The sequence below is a fragment of the Sediminicola luteus genome (assembly GCF_002514735.1).
In the GTDB taxonomy this organism is placed as follows: Bacteria; Bacteroidota; Bacteroidia; order Flavobacteriales; family Flavobacteriaceae; genus HQA918.
The window spans coordinates 17,879-38,519 of sequence record NZ_NBWU01000004.1 but is presented as its reverse complement, the minus strand read 5'-3'; the positions used below and the strand labels follow the sequence as shown (position 1 = coordinate 38,519).

Here is a 20,641-nt window from a genome sequence, read left to right as displayed (position 1 = left end):
TTTTATTTCTCCGGGGCATTAAATTCAAAAAACTGTAGTGGTCCATTGTTGTTGGCTACTACAACAGCCTTTTTGCCGTTAGCGAGTTGGATGGGTTTTAGCTTTCGAACATCCTTGTTAGCGAAAAAACCACTAGTTAGATGTGATACTGGACTAAAGTTGTTTTTACCATCGCCAAATAGAAGTACTCCCCTACCCGCATCATTTCTAGTTGTTTCGATTTCCGATACATACAGGTTTCCTGCGGCTAGAACATCTAAATTACCGTCATTATCAAAATCATCAACAATAAAATCGTTGATATTTGAAAGCTGAGCCAGTCTAGGAAGTTCATGCACCCTAAAATTGCCATTACCTAAATTCTCCACAAATAATGAGGCAAAGGTGTGGGCTTGATAATGAAGGGCATTTGAAAGTTTGTCTTGACCATAAACTTCCTCTAGGTTAAGAGAGGCGAAAACATCGTATTTCTTGAATTTTGATTTTAATTCCGGAACCTGTTCCGATGAACAAGAAAAACCTCGTAACGGATAATGTTCCCCGTAATTGTAATAGCCTAAAACGATATCCTTTTGTCCGCTATTATCAAAGTCGTAGTAATGTACATCAAAAGGCTCTTCGGGCGATGTTTTGTACTTATAGTTTAATCCGAGGTTACCGACAACGTAATCCATGTCGCCATCTTTGTCAAAATCGCCTTGTTCTATACTAAACCACCATCCGGCAGTATCTTTTAAGTTTGATAGGGCTACTTTTTTGAATTTCCCGTTCGTATTTTCCAGTATGGTTATGGGCATCCACTCCCCTACTACCATAAGGTCTTTATCTCCGTCATTGTCGTAGTCTGTCCACAGCGCGTCTGTAACCATACCGAGATTAACTAATTCTGGCGCAACCTCCGCAGTTACATCACTAAGCTTACCGCCATTGTTCCTATATATTTTAGAGTCAGTTGGAACAGGATATTGTTGAGGAGTATGTCTTCCTCCTACAAAAGCATCTAAAAAACCATTACCATCGAAATCTTCAAAACGGACGACACTACCACTGATTTGCTTGGATTCTGGAGCTACTCCCGTAGCTTTAAAATTACCTTTACCATCATTGAGATAGAGTCTGTCGGTATAATTGGCATTTCCAGCGATAAATTCATTTCCGCCACTGACCACATAAAGATCAAGGTCATTATCATTGTCAATATCTACGAAGGCTGCATCGATATCTTCTTGGAATTTGGAACGTGAAAAACTTTGGTTGAATTTAGTTTTGAACTTGGTGTTTTTTCCCTGGATCCACAACTGGGATGTTTCACCGACCGAGGCGCCAAGAAATACATCGTCAAGACCATCACCATTAACATCTCCAATGGCCATGGCTGGTCCAAATTGTGACATTTTATGTGGTAATAGGATTTGTTTTGAAAAGTCGTCAAATACGTTCTCTTTATGTTCGGAATCTGTTAGTAGAAAATTCGATTCCTTCATAAGTGATTTAGCCTTATGTTGATTGATCCTAGAAACTTCTATGGCATCTTCAAGGTACAGTACATGTTCTTTATTAGACTTGGGTTGCGCAAAAATTGTGCTTTTTCCGTTTGGCCATTGTATACGAACACTGTCTATTCTTGAGTTTTCCCCTAAACCGAAATGGGCCGAATGTTGTTCACTTGTTGAATATATACCTCTTGTATTGGTTAATTCTACGAATTGTTGTTGTTCTTTTAGGTAGAGTGTTATTTTGGAGTTCAGTACAGGCTGGTTGGATTTACTTTTCAAAGAAAATCTTACGAAATTGTTGGTGCTGTTATTACGATAAACAAAAGCCGGTTCGTTGATGTTATTAACGATTAGGTCAAGATCGCCATCGTTATCCAGGTCGGCATAGGCTGCTCCGTTTGAGAATGAGGGGTCGTTAAGCCCCCATTTTTCAATAACATTTTCAAATTGGTAATCACCCTGGTTTTGGTACATATAGTTCACCAGTTTTTCAGAGGGTACCAAAGACAAGGTTTCTTGTAGGTCTAATATTTCCCAAATGGAAATTTCACCACCGTTTGGATTATTTTTCACCCAGGTATCGGCCACTTGATTTACATGATTTGCGACAGCCTTGTCCGAATCTGTGTTACGTATGTCCCTTAATAGGCCATTGGTAATAAAAACATCTTTATAACCATCGTTGTCAAAATCGGCAATTAGGTTGGCCCAGCTCCAGTCTGTAGTCGCCATATTAGTGAGTTGGGCAATCTCACTAAAGGTGTTATTGCCGTTGTTTAAATGTACATTATTAAACATATATTGATAATGCCCACCTCGGTTTACAATTCTCCAGAATTGGGAAATATCCATGCCGCTCATATTCGATTTAGAACGATAGTTATCTTCCGCGGCCATATCAAGTACATGCAGATCAAGAAGACCATCGTTGTTTAGGTCAGCCGCATCTACTCCCATACTGAAATAAGATATATGGTTGAAGGATTCGTGTATAGTATTGGTAAATGTTCCATCTTGATTATTAATATATAAGGCATCTGGAGCATAGAAATCGTTTGCTACGTAAATATCGGCCCAACCGTCCCCATTAAAATCGCTGGTACTTGCTGCGTTGGGAAAGCCTGGTCTTAATAAACCAGCTTTTTCGGTTACATCTTCAAAATAAGCCCCTTTTATATTGCGATATAACTTTGAACTGTATTTGTTTTGTAATAATGGAGTGCCAAAAAATTCGGAATAACTTCCTGGGTTTGGGGGTTGGTTAAGGACAAATAGATCTAGGAAACCATCGTTGTCATAGTCAAAAAAAGTAGCGTGTCGGGATCGGGCAGGGTCAGCGATTCCATATTCAGTGGCTTTTTCGGTAAAAGTACCATCGCCATTGTTAACATATAGAAGGTTTTTACGTCTTTCCGGTTCATGGTCATAAAGTTCCCGGGTTACGTATATATCTATTGCACCATCATTATTTACATCGGCAATAGAAACACCGGTGGACCAGCCATTATGATAAGTAATACCAGATGCTTCGGTAGCATCTTCAAATTGCATATTACCTTTATTTATATATAATCTGTCCGGTACCAAATTCCCGGCAAAATAGACATCTTTTAGTCCATCGCCATTAAAATCACCTATGCCTACACCCCCGCCACCATAATAATTAGAATATAACAATATGTTATGTTCTTTGGTGTCATCTATTTTATTTTGAAAATCAATACCACTATCCACTTGGTTTACTTTGGTGAAAAGCGGTTTAATCGAGGGCTGGATTTCATTATCATTTTGGTTTTGACCACAACCGGTAATTGCCAAAAATCCGATGGCCCAAAGACCATTTTTTAATTTCTTTTGCATAGTGTAAAAATAAAAAAAAGGGGAACCTTACTGATTCCCCCTTTATTATAAATTTTGCCTAAAATTTGGCGTTTCTGGACATTAGTTGTCCCACCAAACCCTAGTGGTAAATTCATCTGCGCCTTGGTTTGAAACTGCCTCATTATAGTTATCGGCATTATTGGTTTTTTCACCTTGGTTGTAGATTAGTCTTCTTGGAATAGTACCATTGGTTACGTTTCCAGGGTAGTTAACCGGGGTCAATACAGGCATTTCAATCCTTCTCCAGTTAGCGAATGTTTCATATTCATTCAAGAAGGTCGCAATCCAATATTGAGTGGCAATTTGCTCCATTGCAGTACCGGCATTGTACGGGTTAGCTGCCAAATATGCATCGATATCGGCTTGGTCGATAACAGCGGCATCTCCGTAAAGAGATAACATTTGCATGGCGGCTTCAACCCCATTATTGTAATTGGTAGCTGCATCGCCACCTATACCCCATCTAACATTTGCTTCTGCCAACATGAATGCGACTTCAGCATAGGTTTGAAAGAACATCGGAGCATCCTCACCAGTAATAATATTACGGTTTGGTTCGGCAAAATCATCTAATGAAGTCATACCGGTGGCATCTTCATAAGTACTTGCATCAAGACCATTAGGTAAACCTACCAAATCAGCCGGATTAGTACTTTGGTCACCTCGACGTTGAGCCAAAATAGGTAAACGGGGATCGCCAGCAAGAATATCTATGAAAGTTTTGCTCATACGTGGGTTTCCATCGGCGGTAAACACTTCACCATTACCGTTTTTGTTTATGCCATCAGGGCCGTTTGTATGCTCAATATAAGCGATGTCGTCGTTAGAGGTCATTACCCCACCATTAATCGCCTTTGTTGCCCAAGCTTGAGCGCCAGCCGCATCGACTTTGATTAAACGAAGTCCTAAACGAAGCATCAAGGAATTTCCGAATTTCTTCCATTTTTCCATGTCTCCTTTGAACATAATATCGGCATCACCATAATCTGATGTGCCACTACCCAAGGCTGCCACGGATTCTTCCAATTCCTTTAACATGTCGGCATAAATCTCGCTTTGGCGATCGTACTTGGGTTTTAAAACCCCCTCAATATATCCTTTACCAGCTTCAGAATAAGGAATATCACCATAAAGGTCAGTTAACCTATGGAAGATGAACACCTTCATGATACGGGTAATAGCCTTCATTTCTTCCGGAGCTTCCTCTGTTTCCAACTGTTGTTGTAGATCAACAATGTTCTTTACAGGGTCGCTATAGTACCTATCGAATAAAGAAGAGGCATAACCTTCATTACGGGTGTACTTGTCTCCAGTCCAATAACCGGCGGTAGCCGATAAATGTTGCATCATGGTAGAGCTATAAATTAAATTGGCTCTCCAGTTTTCGTATCGACCTCCAGAGGTGAACAGCTGAATAGCTGTTAATTTACTTTGGGGTGAAACTTGACTTGGTTTCGTAGGATTTACGTTCAATTCCTCGAATCCCTCATCACAGGCTACAAATAGTAGCGCTACTAAAATTAAACTTATATACTTTTTCATAAGACTATCGACTAGAATTTAACGTTAAGTGCAAAACCGAAATTCCTTGTTGGTGGTACACCAAAGTACTCCAATCCTTGAGCATTACCGTTGTTATAAGCGGCTTCTGGATTAATGTTATCTACTTTTCTCATTAGATAGAAAAGATTCTGACCTATAACGGAAACATTTACGCTCTTCAAGAAAATATTCTCTAAGTAACGAGAAGGTACGTTATACCCTAAAGTAAATTGACGGAACTTGATAAAATCGGCATCTTCTACGAAAGGCTCGGCAAAATCATTGATTCGGCCATAGTACGTTTGAAGATCTTCAGGGGCAACAGTAGTAGTGAATTCAGCACCATCGGCAGTAACACCCGTTACTTGTAATCCACCTTCACGACCATTCAAGGTTTCTTTATGCAGACCGTTTCCGTAAGTAATGGCATTGGTACCAGCAAAAATCTGGCCTCCAAATTTTCCGTCAATCAAAAAGCTCAGGCTGAAATCTTTGTAATTAAAAGTGTTGGTCCATCCCATATTCAATGGAGGTACTCCTTCACCTAAAATTTGCCATTCATCTGCTTCTTGGGCCAATGGAACCCCATCGCCATCAATTTCGTAAACGATTCTTCCTTGACCATCCCTTTGGAAAGCACGACCTTTAATGACACCAAACGACTCACCAACGATTTGCTTGATTTCTACGTTTCTGGTACGAGCCTGGCCTAAACCAATCTCGCCATCCACATCATTCGTAGACTTAATCTCACTATTGTTATATGACCCATTAATGCTGGTGGTCCAACTGAAGTTTTCGTTTCGGATAGGTGTTGCGGAAATCAACCATTCGAAACCATTATTGGCAATTACACCTATGTTGGCTGTAGCTCCGCCGTAACCTGAAGTTGGGGAAGCCGCTACATTTACAATCTGGTTAGAACTTTCGTTGTTGTAGTAGGCCAAATCAAAAGATAAGCGATTATTCAGCATACGTAGATCCAAACCAATTTCAAATTCATCTTTGTTCCAAGCGACAAGGTTGGCATTTGGTATAGAACCGTTATCGATCCTACCCAAAGATTGACCTAAATGTCCTTGACCAAAAATAGTATAATTCAAGGCTAATTGGTAGGCTTGGTCAGCACCACCTGCCACTTGGGAATAACCTCCACGTAATTTCAAGAAATTAATAGTTTCAGGTAAATCTACTACTTCAGAAAGAACCACACTACCACTCACAGAAGGATAAAAATCATCGTTCGGAGTTTCCTTACCAGGGTAAGAAAGCGTAGAGAACCAGTCATTACGACCAGTAATGGTCAAATAAGCCCAACGGTCCCAAGAAAGTTCAACAGAACCATAAAGTGATCCAATTTTACGTTTACTATAGCTTCTAGAACGTCCTTGATCTCTTGTGTTTGAAATGTCCTCTAACCCAGGAACGATAAAACGACCACCACTTAAATTTAGGTTTTCAGATTCAATGCTGTTCTTGTTGGCACCGAAGAAAGCATCTACAGCCAATTTATCGGTCAAATCTCGGGTAACTCCGAACATAATATCAGCATCTACTTGGGTATAACGTCTTTCGTTCTCGTTCATACTACCTTCGCGTTGATAAGCGGTACCATATGGAGTTACGCTTGTAGACTTTCGAGTGGAATGATCGATACCGGCCCTACCAAACAAATAAAGCCAATCATTGATGTCATAACGTAGTGCAGCGGATGTAATAATTCTATTAGTATAATCTTGGTTTCTAAAATTATAAGCCGCAAAGTAAGGATTGGTAGAATAGATGTTGTTTGAGAATCCTCTTTCCATACCATCTTCATCAGCACCAGGTTGAAGGTCCCTAACATCTACGTTTGGAGGTAAAAGGGCCACAGAGAAATTCGCATTACCAGGTGAATCCGAAAGTCTTGGACGGTTTTTTACATCTTCCCTGATATATTTGGCATTGATGTCCAAGGTAAGTTTGTCCATCATTTTGTGGGATGAATTCAAAGAGAAGGATTTTCTATTTAAACCGGCGTTCGGCACAATATCTTCATTGGTCAAATCAGAGGCAGAAAACCTTAAAGTAGAATTCTCTCCTGCGTTTGAAAAAGCCAAAGAGTTAATGAAAGTAGTACCCGTACGATAGAATTTATCCAAATTGTTACCTGTATATGAATAAGGACGTGATTGTCCATCATATTGAATAACATTAGACCCATCTAAACGAGGTCCCCAGGCAGAAGTTCCGATATCTAAGGCATCTTCTTGGTTTGCTGGAACAGCTCCCCTTCTACCTTGACCATATTCAGTTTGGAAATCTTGAATAGAATTGTCAATCATATCGAAGGTAACCGAACTACTGAATTCTACACCGAAACCTTGTTTGTCCTTACCACTTTTAGTAGTAACTACGATTACACCATTACCTCCACGAGAACCATAAAGGGCGGTTGCAGCACCACCTTTTAGAACACTGATAGATTCAATGTCATCTGGGTTTAAACTGGAAATACCATCACCTCCATCAGAACCACCCCACATTCCGGCAGATCCATTGGTATCGTTACCCATAGGAATACCATCGATAACGTAAAGAGGTTGGTTGTTACCAAACGAACTAGCACCACGAATAATCACCCTACTAGAACCAGCGGCACCCGTAGAGTTTTGGGTGATATTAACACCGGCAATCTTACCTTGAAGGGAGTTGATGGCATTGGTTTGTTTAACTGTGGCGATTTCCTCTCCTCCCACTTCAGTTAATGAGTAACCCAAGGCTTTGGTTTCCTTACGAACACCTAAAGCGGTTACTACAACTTCATCCAGTGCTTCGGCATCCTCACTTAAGGTAACATTAATGTTACTCTGGCCACCTACGGCGACTTCTTTATCAGCAAAACCGATAAAAGAGAATACTAAAACATCGGAACTGGCCACATCTTCTAAGGTAAAGTTACCATCAAAATCAGTAGAAGTTCCCTTGGTTTGTCCTTTAACGACAATACTTACACCGGGAAGGGGCATCCCGGATTCATCGGAAACGGTTCCCGATACGGTTTTGTTTTGTGCAAATGCTGTTCCGGAGGAAAGCATTGACACAAACACTAAAAACGACAACAATTTTTTAATCATAATGTCTTTTTTTGTGAATCAATTAATTGTGTTAGTAAATTTTGACATACTTGATCTGAGTAAAATCAAGTTATAAAAGTTAAAATTACGTAAAGGTTTTGAAACGAATTTCGACCAATGTATCATGGGCGATGCTCAACAACCAAATTTAACATTTTTACAAAAGTTAACTTATTTTAAAACAATACCATTAAAATATAACAACAAAAATTGGAATAAAATTAATTTCTTATGAATTTAAATCGCTTAATATCAGAGGTTTGAATCGCATGTAAATCTTAAAACATGCTTTTATGAAAACTTCAGTAGAAAGCTTAGTTGTTTGATTCTTAAATTCTTGCGATGTATGAAATTCAAGGGGTAACCCAAATTTTGTAGGTTAATATAATGTAAAGACAGGGCTTATTGATATTTACTATAAATTAATAAATAAACCACTATGGATTACAAAATCCATAGTTTTTGAACTAAAGAATGAAATTCTTTCTTTGCCTTATTCCAGTATCCAATTTCCCTTCTTTGAATTGGGCTTTCCTTTATGGTGTTCAAGATATTCCTGTACCATCTCATCGGTTATCTTTCCCGTGCTCCATGCACCATATCCGACTGCCCAAAAGTGACGACCCCAATATTTCTTGGCAAGAACAGGAAACTCTCGTTGCAAAAGCCGGGACGAACGACCTTTCAATTTCTTCACAAGTACACTTATACTTAGCGAGGGAGGATACTCAATATGCATATGCACATGATCTTTGCTCACAACACCTTTTAATATCCGAACATCCTCTGAATCGCATACTTGAACCAATACATCACGACATCGAGTCTGAACATCACCCTTTAATACCGAGTAACGATATTTCGTCGCCCAAACCAAGTGACAACTTAAACCAGTTATGGAATGTGAATTCTTACGATAGTCTGACATCCCATAAAACTATAACATTTATAGAAACTGAAAGTAACTGCAATAAAATTGCAGGGTTTTAACCTTTAACTAGAAAATAAAAGTTTGAACTGGTGCATTATTGGCGTTCAGAATAATTTTTTGCCCTTCCTTGTTATTAAGATTTAAAATTTCTTTAATCTCCTTATCAGATAAAAATCCGCTTTTTTCCTTTGGATAGATATTAAATTGTAGTTTACCGTTTCCAAGCATTAAACCACCTACTCCGGCATCGTTTTTGGCTGTTTCCACTTCTGCATTAAATAGGTTGCCACCATAAAGAAAATCGAGGAAGCCATCGTTGTTAAAATCTTGGACCAAGAAATCGTTAATCGAGGATATTTGTGTGTAGTTGGGCAGTGTATGGGGAACAAATGATTTGCCCTCAACATTTTCAATAAGAACTGATGCAAAACTATTGGCCTTTAGATTGAAGGCATCATTTAGACCGGTTGATTGGTATACTTCAGTTAAACTAGAACTGGCAAAGGCGTCATAATCTTTAAACTTGTCTTTTATAAATGGCATTTGTTCAGAAGAACATTGTCTACCCCGAACCGGATACGATATTCCGTTCTCATAATAACTCAATACAATGTCCAACGAGCCATTTTCATCAAAATCTTTGGCATATACCTCAAATGGTTCCTCTGGACTGGCTTTATATTTATAATTAAGACCTAAGTTTCCGATCAAATAGTCCATATCGCCATCATTATCAAAATCACCTTCTTCAATGGCAAACCACCAACCGGTTTTATCTTGCATGCCTAAACCGGATGTTTTATCAACCAATTTTCCGTTTTCGTTTGCTAAAAAGGTTAGTGGCATCCACTCTCCTACTACAATTAGGTCCTTAATACCATCCTTATCAAAATCGCTCCAAATGGCATCTGTTACCATTCCTAGATCTAATAATTCCGGGGCTATTTCAGAAGTTTTGTCAACAAATTGCCCGCCTTCGTTTATCAATATAAGGCTTGAGGTAGGCAAGGGATAATTCCCAGGATTCTGTCTGCCACAAATCAAAAGGTCTAGATCCCCATCACCATCAATGTCATTTTGCCTAACCTTAGACCCGGAGATGGTTATTTGTGGTAAATGCTTTTGAGTTTTATTAGAAAAATTGCCGTTACCATCGTTTATATACAGGCGATCTTGGTAATATTTAAGGTCTTCCGACTCATTACCTCCAGAAGCTACATATAAATCAAGGTCTTTATCGTTATCAGCATCAAAAAACAGGGCACCCATATCTTCGTATGATTTATCTCTTTCAAAATCATTTTGATTGAAGCGGGTATATTTACCTGATGGGCCGGAGACATATAAGGCACCTGCCTGGTCTTTGGCCCCGCTAAAGTAGATATCATCTATACCATCATTATTAATATCCCCTACTGCACTGCCCCCACCTTGGGTTGACATTTTGTGGGGTAACAATAGTTCTTTGGCGTAATCGTCATAGGAATTCTCTTGATGGCTAAAATCTATACCATTGTTATTATCTGCAACGAAAATTGGTTCGGAACTGGAATTCGGTACAGGCTCAATACCTTCTTTAATATTTACGACAAGGGTTTGGTTGACTTTTACATTGTTTAAAATGGTTTGTTTGCCATTGGGCCAATCTACAAGAATCTTCTCAATATTAGTAACATCGTTGGTGCCGAAATGAACGGTATTGTCACTTGAAGAATAGAACCCTCGACTAGAACGAGATTCTGCAAATTGCTTTTTCCCGTTGTATTCTAGGGTTACTTTTACACCATTAAGATTAAGACCTTTTTCATTTTCAGTTTTGATTTTTATAAAATTTCCACCCTCATGTCCTGAACTATTGTTTTTGTATATAAAAGGTGGTGCGTCTACATTGCTAACTATTAAATCTAAATCGCCGTCGTTATCCAAATCACCATAGGCTGCGCCACTTGAAAAGGAAGGTGTGGCCAAGCCCCATTCTTCTTGTTTTTGCGTGAAGGTTAAATCAGCGGTATTATGAAAAAGAAAGTTGCTCAATTTTTTGGAAGGCAGTATATCTATTAATTCGTTGTAGTCTACTACTTCGAGGTAATCCCTTATTCTTGTATCCGGATTTTTCTGAGCGAATTCCTGGATTTTTTTGTGGAAGAATTTTTCGGACTTTTTTACCGCATCGTTATTACGTAGATCTTTTTTGATACCATTGGTAATAAAAATGTCTTTGTGTCCGTCATTGTCAAAATCGGCTATAAGTGGAGACCAACTCCAATCGGTACGTGAAATGTCTGACATTTGGGCGATATCGCCAAACTTTAACTGACCATCGGAATCTAGGCCATGATTGAGTTGCAGGGTATTGAACATATATTGGTAATGTCCTCCCGCGTTTACAATAGACCAAAACTTGTCAGGATTCATACCACTCATGTTAGCCTTGAGCCGGTAGTTGTCTGAGGCAACCATATCAAGGGTTACCAAGTCACTCAATCCATCGTTGTTGATATCTCCTGCATCGGTTCCCATACTGAAATAAGAGATATGGCCCATACTCTCATTAATTTCATTGGTAAAGGTACCGTCACCTTGGTTAATGTATAGAAAATCAGGGGTGTCGTAGTCATTGGCAACATAAATATCTATGTGGCCGTCGTTGTTAAAATCGGATGCGGTGGCACTTAAACCATATCCCTTTTGTAGTACGCCAGCTTGTTCGGATACATCTTCAAAAACATTTCCCTTATTTTTTAATAAGCGACAACTAAATTGTGGTTGTAGCCAATTTTGACCTCGTAATGGTGATAAAAAACCTGGGTTTGGGGGTTGATTTACAATAAAAACATCTTGAAGCCCGTCGTTGTCATAGTCAAGGAAAACGGAATCCATAGTACGCCATACGTCATCTAAACCCCATTTTGCGGCATTTTCGGTAAAAGTGCCATTGCCGTTATTTATATACAGTTCGTTTTTTCGTAAATCAGGAGATTCGTCGTAAAGGGTCTTACATACATAAATATCCAAATGACCGTCATTGTTTATGTCTACCATGGTAACACCACTAGACCACCCACCTTTGTTTAGAATTCCCGCCGAATCAGTAATATCCTTAAAAACAAAATCGCCTTGGTTTAGGTATAATTTGTCCCCAACCTGGTTTCCGGCAAAATAGAGGTCTTGTAGGCCGTCATTATTTATATCACCTATGGCAACACCGCCTCCATTATAAAAACTCTCATAAATAAGAATGTTTGCATTACGTTCGTCTTTAATCGAATTGACGAAATCTATGTTGGTCTGAGTCGCATCCAAGGAAGTAAAGACCGGACCACTTAGGGGCGATTTTACATTAGAATTGCAACTGATTATAATAATGGTAAAAAGGATCAATAAAGATTTGCGTGAAATATTTTTTATCATAATCGCGATGCTTCTTTGAAAGTAGATTTGGGCTTGTTTTTATTAAAATATAAATCCCTTGCCCTGTGTGGAAGAGGGCAAGGGGCTAGGATTTACGGATTTACAGGAATCTTAAGGTTCCAGGTTCCCCCATGGGAAATACGGAACTCTACATCGTGGTTTTCACCATTAAGATTAAAGCTTACTTTAGCCCGGTACGGAAATATTACCGACTGAATTGTAGTGCGTTGTGAATTGTTCATGACAACGCCATGACTACCTTCCAATGGAGTAATATTTAAATTAGCGTTTTGTATTCTTCCACCAATTTGTACGGTAACGATTATTTGGTCGGCACCCTCTTTCCTAGAAAAATTGACATTACCAACAAATCTACTTTTTCGGATAATCTTATATGGTGTTTTTTCAGTACCGATATATGCGTCATTATCCCAATATCCTTTTACGGTAAGTTTGTCGGCCTTGGTCATTGTTCCTTCTCCATGTTTTTTTCCTTTTTTAAATTGGCCAATATATACATCACCATTGGCAAAGGTATAGGTGCCTTGTCCGTTGGGTTGACCTTTGGAAAACTCTCCTTCATATGAGTCGGTTCCTTTGGCCACCCCTTGACCATGGGCCTTCCCTTTTTTACAGTCTCCTTCATAGGATTCTGAAATTTCTTGTTTGAGTACTTTACATTGCGCATTGGTCTGAACACCAAAGGCAATTAGAGCTATTATACTTAGAAAATATTTCATTGATTTTATGTAAAGTTAATTTCGGTTTTAAACAAGAAAACCACCGTAAAATACGGTGGTTTTCAGTAATATCAAATACTATTATTTGAAAATATCCGGTACGTAACGAACGTTATCTGTACCACCCATTTTTGACAATTGCTGTACATAGTTATCGGTGTTGTAATCTGCTTCATTCGCAGGGTACATTAAACGATAAACCATAGAGAAAGCATCGCCGTTATTGGTGATAGGCACATCATTATCTACATTAAAATGATTGGTTCTACGCATCATTGCCCAAGCTTCGTTAGGTCTATTAATGTAGTCGATCCAACGCTGGGTACGAATCAAATCCAATGCACTAGCAGCATTATAAGCTACTTCTGGGTGAGCCAACATGGCATCGATATCAGCAGCTTCTAAAGTAATAATACGGTCTGGATTGGCATCTGGGTTTTGGGCGTGTTCCAAATTCAGAAACTCTTCTACAGAAGCACGAACTCCCGATTCATAATACATTTGCGCATCTCCTGTAGCATAACCACTGGCAATGGCCTCAGCGATAATCAATTGCTGCTCTGCATATGAAATCATGATATAGGGCATCTCGTTACTGCTAATATAGAAACGGTTCCAGATACTGTGGGTAGCCTCGTATTCGGCATAACCCGGAGCTTCAGGTAAATTACCATTGCTTCCTCCAGGGTATAATCCGGCCTGTGCTAAATAAGGCGATTCAGCAGCTACGGCATCTGGGGAGTTTGGTAAAATCCTGAATTCTCCATCTTTATTCGGATAGAAAACCGCATAAAAACGAGGGTCATAAACTTCGGCGTCCATAATGTTCGACATATCGGCAGCATCATCAACCATTTGATCGGCTAGGAATTCGGATGGCTGATAAGTAGGTCCATAATAACGGGCCCAAGACCAATCTCCGCTTCCTCTTGCACGCTCGTTAGTGAAACCTGCATTCTCAGTACTTGCCTCCATCAATGGGCCGGCCATACCTGTAGAAATGTAATCTTGCGCAGCAGTGGCATCCAATTTAGAAAGACGTAGACCGTGCTTGATCAACATGGCATTACCGAACTTTTTGAAGAAAGTAAAATTGGTTAATGCGTCTGAAGAACCTGTCAATAGTTTGTTGCTATTGAAATCCAAATAAGCGTCGCCATCAGGTGTTTCAGTAGTAAGGGCAAGACTGGCTACAGCGGCCTTTACTTTGTCTAAAGCCATTTTATACACATCAGCTTGGCTGTCATATACAGGACGATAAACGTCATCGCTTAAACCTTGTCCAGCTTCTGTATACGGCATGTCACCAAAAGCATCGGCTACCATTAAGGCAAATTGTGCCTCAAGAATTTCCAACATAGCTTTTTGGTTACGATGTTGCTCAGGAAGGTAGGCGGATTTGTCCATTTCTTCCTTAAGGCGATTCATGTCCCTTAGTTTCTCATAATACAATTTCCAAAGATCATCTATACCACTTCGGTTTTCAAGAAGATCTAGATTTTGTAATGGTGTAGAGGTTGAGTGCCTAACCGCAATACTTGTTTGAGGTAAGTAGGTATACAAACAAGCGTTACCTCTATAGTTCAATTTATCCAAGATACCTGTATACAAATGGTCTGGAACCGTTTGCGTCGGTTTTTCCGGATGTTGGTTCATTTCTTCAAACCCTTCTTCACAGGAAACCAAAGTAGCTCCTAAAACACAGGCAGAAAGAAAAATTCTTATATATGATTTTTTCATAGTCTATACACTTTTTCGATTAGAAAGATACTTTTGCTCCGAAACCAATGGTTCTGGTAATTGGTGAACCACCAAATTCAATACCTGAAAGTTTACCTCCGTTAATAGTACTATGCGGATTTAAGTTGTCAGGCGCAGTCTTGTAAAGATAGCCCACATTTCTAGCAAATACATTGAACGAAAGGTTCTGGATAAAGAATGATTCCAAGAATTTTCTTGGCACATTGTATCCTAAGCTCAATTCCGTAAGACGAATCCAAGAATTCTCATGAACGGAATGGGTCGTTGGTGCACCTGCACCCCAACCTGAAGATCTTACAGCCCAATAATGACGAGCAGGAATGATTGATGTGTTCTCTCCAGAAGTAGAGAAATCATAAGAGTCTGTCTCTGGGTTGTATACAGGAGCATCTGGAGAAACGATGGCATCTTCGATCATACCATCGGTACGAGCATTCCCATTACCATCTGTCCAGCTTAAACCACCGTACTGGGTATCCCTACCACGTAGTGATTCTGCAGATTGTCCAAATCCATCGGCAACACCTTTAGAAGAGAAATATGTGTCACCACCAATTTTGGCATCCATAATCATATTAAAGGTGAAATCTTTGTAAGTGAAAGTATTAATAAGACCACTTAAGAAATCTGGGGTTACGTTACCCAAAGCAACACGAGTATTAGTGGTATACAAATATCCATCTTCATCTACCAATGGTTTACCAGTGGCATCGTCATAGATAAAGTCCCAACCCATTATTTGACCATAAGGTTGGCCTGGCTGGGCTTCAATTGATGGTCCGTTAGATCCCCATAAACCAGTGATACGTAGGGTTTCGATAGCACCAGAATCATCTAGGTTAACTACTTCATTCTTGTTTTTGGAGAAACTGAACAACACGTTCCAGTTAAAATCATTGGTTGAAATTGGAGTAGCATCTACAGTGATTTCTACTCCACTGTTTCGCATACTACCCGTGTTAAACCTTCTACTATTAAAACCAGTTGACCAAGCCAAAGGACCGCTCATAATTTGGTTTTCAGATAACTTATTATAGTAAGTAAAATTAAAGTTTACACGGTTGTTGAACATTCCTAAATCCAAACCAGCTTCCCAAGTATCGGTCTTCTGTGGTTTAAGGTTAGTTGCTGGTATTTCGCCAGGTACAAAAGAAGCAGGCTCTCCAAACCTTGACCCAATGTTATAGGTAGGTACAGTTTGGTATGGAGAATCATCTACCGCACCTTGGGCCCAAGTACCACGTACTTTACCATAATTTAACCATTCCATTCCAGCGAAAGCATCTTGGAAAGCATCGGTAAATACAAATGATGAGTTAAAAGATGGATAGAAATAACTATTTGCATCGTCCGGTAAGGTTGAAGACCAGTCATTACGTCCGGTTACCTGAAGGAATAAATAATCCTTGAAATTGAAATCTAAGGTTCCGTATAAGGAATTGATTTTCTTTTCCCAAAATTCTTCATTCGGAATTCTGTTAATAGCTCTGTTTCGGTCGCCATTTACAAATTGTTGGGCATTATCTAAAGCATATAGATTTGGATTATTCCAGTATCTATCGTCTCTTGAGTACAGACCGTATTTTTTACGGTAATACTGCGACCCACCAAAGTTGGCGGTCAGACCTAAGTCATCAGTTAACTGATGATTACCGGTTAATAGGAATTCAGAGTTTCTTGAGTTGTCTTTACTAAGACCTGTAGAATACTTTAAATCCAACCCATCAGGATTCTGAGGCGGCTGCTTCATGGTTCTTTGTTCGTTGGCATTATCAATACCAGTACGTACCATTAAGTTCAACCAATCGGTAAATTGCCAGTTCAGGGTAAATGCACCAAAATAACGGTCAATTTCCCTCATTTCCTTTCGCTGAAGAAGGTTCCAAACGATACCGCCACTACGTCCATAACGATAATCTGGATCTAAAGTTCCTTCAGGAGTCAAGTAATTATCCATACGTAACTGAACTCTTTCAGAACGGGCCCAGTTGTATAATAAGGCTTTACCCCAACCTTGATCGTTATCACCTAAAACCCTTGGGTTTAGGTTGTCGATATTCGCATAGTTGAAAGTAAGACCGGCAGTAACCTTACTCGATAGGTTATAATCAGCGTTAAAACTGGCGTTAAACCTGTCGTAATGGTTGTTAGGCTCCATTCTTTCAGATTTGTTATCTGTAAAAGAAGCACGGAAACTACCTTTTTCATTAGCACCTTGCATAGAAACCGAGTGTACATAGGTTTCACCTATACCATAAGGTTCTTTTAGGTTATTGGGCTGAGGGCTAAATGGACGAACCACGCCGTCATAGTACTCAACAGGAGTTCCATCCATTTCTGGACCCCATGAAGCACCAGAACCCCAGTAACTTACACCTGGCATAGCCAAGTTTCCGTTGTCGTTTGTTGGGAATGGATTGGCTTTGTCCCAGCCATTGTAACCAATACCGTATACGTTCTGCACGTCTCTGGTTGTAGCGATATCCTCAAATCTTGCATTAAAGTCGTAGGTGATACCAATACCACCATTGTCACGACCTTTTTTGGTTGTAATCAAAATTACACCGTTCGCACCACGAGAACCATAAAGTGCAGCTGCGTTAGCACCCTTAAGTACTTCCATGCTTTCGATATCAGCTGGGTTTACAGCATTGATACCAGAACCCCAGTCACGACGACTTCCACGATCCTGATCGGTATCGTCATTCTGAATCGGAACCCCATCAACAACGATCAAAGGCTGATCTGAACGACCAGGAAGAATGTTCGTACCACCACGAATAACGATGTTTACCGATCCACCACCACCGGCATCATTATTTGTAATTTGAACACCTGCTACCCTACCTTTTAAAGCATCGATAACATTGTTTTCTTGGCGACCAGCCAATTCTTCACCCTTTACGGTCTCTTGGGCGTAACCAATAGATTTGGCTTGCTTTTCGATACCTAAGGCCGTTAGCACAACTTCATCCAAAGCTTCGGCACTTTCGGCCAAGGTGATGGTGAAGGAGGATTGTGATCCCACGGTTACTTCTTGATCGGCGAATCCAATAAAGGAAAACACCAATACATCTGTTGAGGCTACATTATCAATAGAAAAGTTTCCATCGAAATCTGTAGAAGCACCCCTAGCTTGTCCTTTAACGACAACACTTACCCCGGGAAGAGGCACCCCGGATTCGTCGGAAACGGTTCCCGACACATTTTTGCTCTGTGCATATCCCGTACTTACGGAAAGCATAGAAACAAAAACCAAAAATGACAGCAGTTTTTTAATCATAATGTCTCTTTTAGGTTAATCAATTATTTGGTTTAAGTAAATTTTCCTGGAAGTCCCACAGGGAATTTCCAGATTATAAATGTTATAATATGGTTAAGGTTTCTAAACGTTTTTCGACCAATAACGATCACCACGGGCTAAACAACGGAAGTTTTTAACAATATTTTAGGCAATAAAAAACAGCGGTATCGCACACAAATTGTTATTTGTAACACAAATGCGTTAAAAAGTTGAAAAAATCGCAAATAAGTTAAAAATGCTACTAATTGGCCATCAACTCATCCATAAAGATCCAGGCGGGTTGACCAGCAGCATGATGCCAGTATGGCGGGGTGCCCATATTGTTAGCTTTAACTTTTATAAAGCGGGCCGAAGTAGTTGGGAATTGCCAATCGAAATATTGTATTTCATTCTTTTTTGTCTTTTTGGTCAAGGGTTCCGGGTTTTTTTGAAAAACCACTTTTTCGTAAGCGTTACCATCTGTAGATAACCAAACGGTTACTGATTCCGGATAGAAGACAACATGGTTGGTCACCTTTAAAAAGGCCGTAGAAATTTCAGAGATTTCCTGAACCTGGCCTAAATCGATTATAGCTTCAAGGTCGTTACCTTCAAAACCGAGCCAATTTGCATAAAATCCATTACCGCCTAATGCGCCATCGGTTAGGGTTTGTGGGTCTTTGTTGGCATATTTTTTGGGCTTTGTCAGCAGGGTTACTTTAGCACCTTTGGCTTTATTCGGTTTAGCCGCGACCTGGAATAGTTTCTGATAATTAGAAATATAGGCTTCTGGTTTATAACCCATTTCGTTCATTAAGGGAATCGCATTGTCGCTAATGGTTTTAGAAAACCTTTTGAGCACCTTTTCAATAAACGGATTCGGTTGAATTTCACCTGAAGTTGTCTGGGTGAGCCTAAGGGTATCTGATAGCCCTTTTTTGGCTGCTTCCAAAACAGCATAATCTGTACTTAAGCGTGCCTTTCTAACCCGATTTAGTAGTACAGGGTCCGATTCGACCATAGTTTCAGCCGTATCAAAAACATTAACATACTCCATCAAATACTTAGGAGACAGATAAGATGTAAAGGCTTCGGAGGGATCACCATAGAGGAACAAAAAGAATTCCGGGTCGTTTTTTATCCGTTGGTGAATTAAATCGATATATTGACGTATATGCCTTCCGGCCAGGCCATAATAGCCATCGGTGAAATCTGTAATCAATGCTTCTTGGTCCAAGTCTGGATTCCAAAGTAATTTGGCCGTTAAGTAAGAGCGTAATTCAAATAGCTCTGACGGATTACCACTGTGTTGTTCAAAAACCCATTTGGCACCTTGGTCCCTAAAGAATTTGATATTGGGTTGAAGGGTATGGATGTTTGGGAATGGGGCCAAAAAATTGGTAAACTGGGTGGTGTAATCCCAAATCCGAATGTTCTTGGTCAATTTTCCCCAACCCTTTAAATCGGAAGCAAAATCTTCACATTTTTCTTCAATGGGTCCACTACGGTCGCATTCTATGGAGCAAAGGGTAATTAAAACATTGTCGGCTGGCTTGGTTTTACAGGGCTTTCGGGTGTGTTGATAAGCTAACGTAGATATGGTTTTGTCCGGGAAGGCTTGGGCCACTTGATTTACAAAACGGATCATGGTACCCGATTGGCTGCCTTCTTCCATATCAATTTTTGAGCAGTTATCACATGTGCAATACTGTTGGTTGTCGTCTTGGCTTACCGAAAGTACGGTAGCTTCCGGATGCCTTTTAAAATAAGCGCCTACTGAATCAATTACTTTTTTTAGGACATCAGTATTGGTAAGGCATAATTGAGTTGGCAATCGTTTTCCATTTCGAAGTGCGTAGTATTCCGGATGGGGCACATAGAAGGCCTCTTCAGGCAAGAATTTATGAAAAGTATGCACACGGGCCGATGGCACATAAGACGGAAAAGCTTCTGTGGTCACCTTTTGTTTTTGAGCAAAATCAGGGTTGTCATAGAATAGTTTTGAATGGACTGTCCTTACTTTTATTTCTGGTTTGTAGACATATGCGTAGTCTTTTGGCAAGGTTAATTTCTCATGGATCGGTATCAAATCCGCATCAGGAGCATACCATCTACAACCCAATTCTTTTTCCAAAAAACTAAACAGGGCCTGATCTATGGCTTTTGTAGAAGCAGCCCTAATCTGTAGAGATTGACCATCTGCCTTAATTTCAAAAGCCTGTTCCGGCAAGGAAGCATCTATACTCAGCTGGATATCTTTCCCAGAAGTTTTGTCGGCTAATGCAAAATCTGCCTTGGTAGTGGTATTTAAGTATTGGGCCAGAATAGCTGCGGTAGGTTTCAAGGTATCGTCTGAATAAACGATTTTGTAATCCGTTTTCCCGTTATCGGCCAACACCATGGTCTTGGAATCACAGCTGGTTAAAAAAACTACTGCGACTAAAGCTAAAACCATGTTCTTAAATACCTTGATTTCCATG

General features: G+C 39.8%; 9 protein-coding genes. All 9 read right to left on the bottom strand.

Annotated features, from left to right (window positions below; genetic code table 11):
- Positions 1-2: 2 nt before the first annotated feature.
- Positions 3-3,356 carry a CRTAC1 family protein gene (locus tag B7P33_RS12440; protein ID WP_097442354.1) on the bottom strand — a complete coding sequence of 1,118 codons (3,354 nt, stop codon included), beginning with the start codon at positions 3,354-3,356 and terminating at the stop codon, positions 3-5.
- An 81-nt stretch (positions 3,357-3,437) separates the two neighbouring features.
- Positions 3,438-4,919: a SusD/RagB family nutrient-binding outer membrane lipoprotein gene (locus B7P33_RS12435; RefSeq protein ID WP_097442353.1), complete on the bottom strand. Its 1,482-nt coding sequence runs from the start codon at positions 4,917-4,919 to the stop codon at positions 3,438-3,440.
- A gap of 11 nt (positions 4,920-4,930) precedes the next feature.
- Positions 4,931-8,035, bottom strand: coding sequence for a SusC/RagA family TonB-linked outer membrane protein (locus B7P33_RS12430; RefSeq protein ID WP_097442352.1), 3,105 nt, complete (start codon positions 8,033-8,035; stop codon positions 4,931-4,933).
- Positions 8,036-8,528: 493 nt separating this feature from the next.
- Complete coding sequence (gene tnpA, locus B7P33_RS12425; RefSeq protein WP_097442351.1) at positions 8,529-8,963, bottom strand: IS200/IS605 family transposase; 435 nt, start codon at positions 8,961-8,963, stop codon at positions 8,529-8,531.
- 69 nt (positions 8,964-9,032) lie between these two features.
- A complete protein-coding gene (locus tag B7P33_RS12420) occupies positions 9,033-12,377 on the bottom strand; it encodes a VCBS repeat-containing protein (RefSeq protein ID WP_097442350.1) in 3,345 nt (1,114 codons plus the stop codon).
- 92 nt (positions 12,378-12,469) lie between these two features.
- Positions 12,470-13,117 carry an MORN repeat-containing protein gene (locus B7P33_RS12415; RefSeq protein WP_097442349.1) on the bottom strand — a complete coding sequence of 216 codons (648 nt, stop codon included), beginning with the start codon at positions 13,115-13,117 and terminating at the stop codon, positions 12,470-12,472.
- An 81-nt stretch (positions 13,118-13,198) separates the two neighbouring features.
- The gene (locus B7P33_RS12410) at positions 13,199-14,857 is read right to left on the bottom strand and encodes a SusD/RagB family nutrient-binding outer membrane lipoprotein (RefSeq protein ID WP_097442348.1); all 1,659 of its coding nucleotides are present in this window, start codon (positions 14,855-14,857) and stop codon (positions 13,199-13,201) included.
- Between the two features lie 19 nt (positions 14,858-14,876).
- Complete coding sequence (locus tag B7P33_RS12405; protein WP_097442347.1) at positions 14,877-18,161, bottom strand: SusC/RagA family TonB-linked outer membrane protein; 3,285 nt, start codon at positions 18,159-18,161, stop codon at positions 14,877-14,879.
- 262 nt (positions 18,162-18,423) lie between these two features.
- Entirely contained in the window at positions 18,424-20,640 is a 2,217-nt protein-coding gene (locus B7P33_RS12400) for a DUF4838 domain-containing protein (RefSeq protein ID WP_097442346.1), read from the bottom strand.
- Between the last annotated feature and the right edge of the window lies 1 nt (position 20,641).

Bases quoted from the DNA above. Each gene is read 5' to 3' on its own strand.
- B7P33_RS12440 (WP_097442354.1), bottom strand. From the start codon at position 3,356: ATGCAAAAGAAATTAAAAAATGGTCTTTGGGCCATCGGATTTTTGGCA.
- B7P33_RS12435 (WP_097442353.1), bottom strand. From the start codon at position 4,919: ATGAAAAAGTATATAAGTTTAATTTTAGTAGCGCTACTATTTGTAGCC.
- B7P33_RS12430 (WP_097442352.1), bottom strand. From the start codon at position 8,035: ATGATTAAAAAATTGTTGTCGTTTTTAGTGTTTGTGTCAATGCTTTCC.
- tnpA (WP_097442351.1), bottom strand. From the start codon at position 8,963: ATGTCAGACTATCGTAAGAATTCACATTCCATAACTGGTTTAAGTTGT.
- B7P33_RS12420 (WP_097442350.1), bottom strand. From the start codon at position 12,377: ATGATAAAAAATATTTCACGCAAATCTTTATTGATCCTTTTTACCATT.
- B7P33_RS12415 (WP_097442349.1), bottom strand. From the start codon at position 13,117: ATGAAATATTTTCTAAGTATAATAGCTCTAATTGCCTTTGGTGTTCAG.
- B7P33_RS12410 (WP_097442348.1), bottom strand. From the start codon at position 14,857: ATGAAAAAATCATATATAAGAATTTTTCTTTCTGCCTGTGTTTTAGGA.
- B7P33_RS12405 (WP_097442347.1), bottom strand. From the start codon at position 18,161: ATGATTAAAAAACTGCTGTCATTTTTGGTTTTTGTTTCTATGCTTTCC.
- B7P33_RS12400 (WP_097442346.1), bottom strand. From the start codon at position 20,640: ATGGAAATCAAGGTATTTAAGAACATGGTTTTAGCTTTAGTCGCAGTA.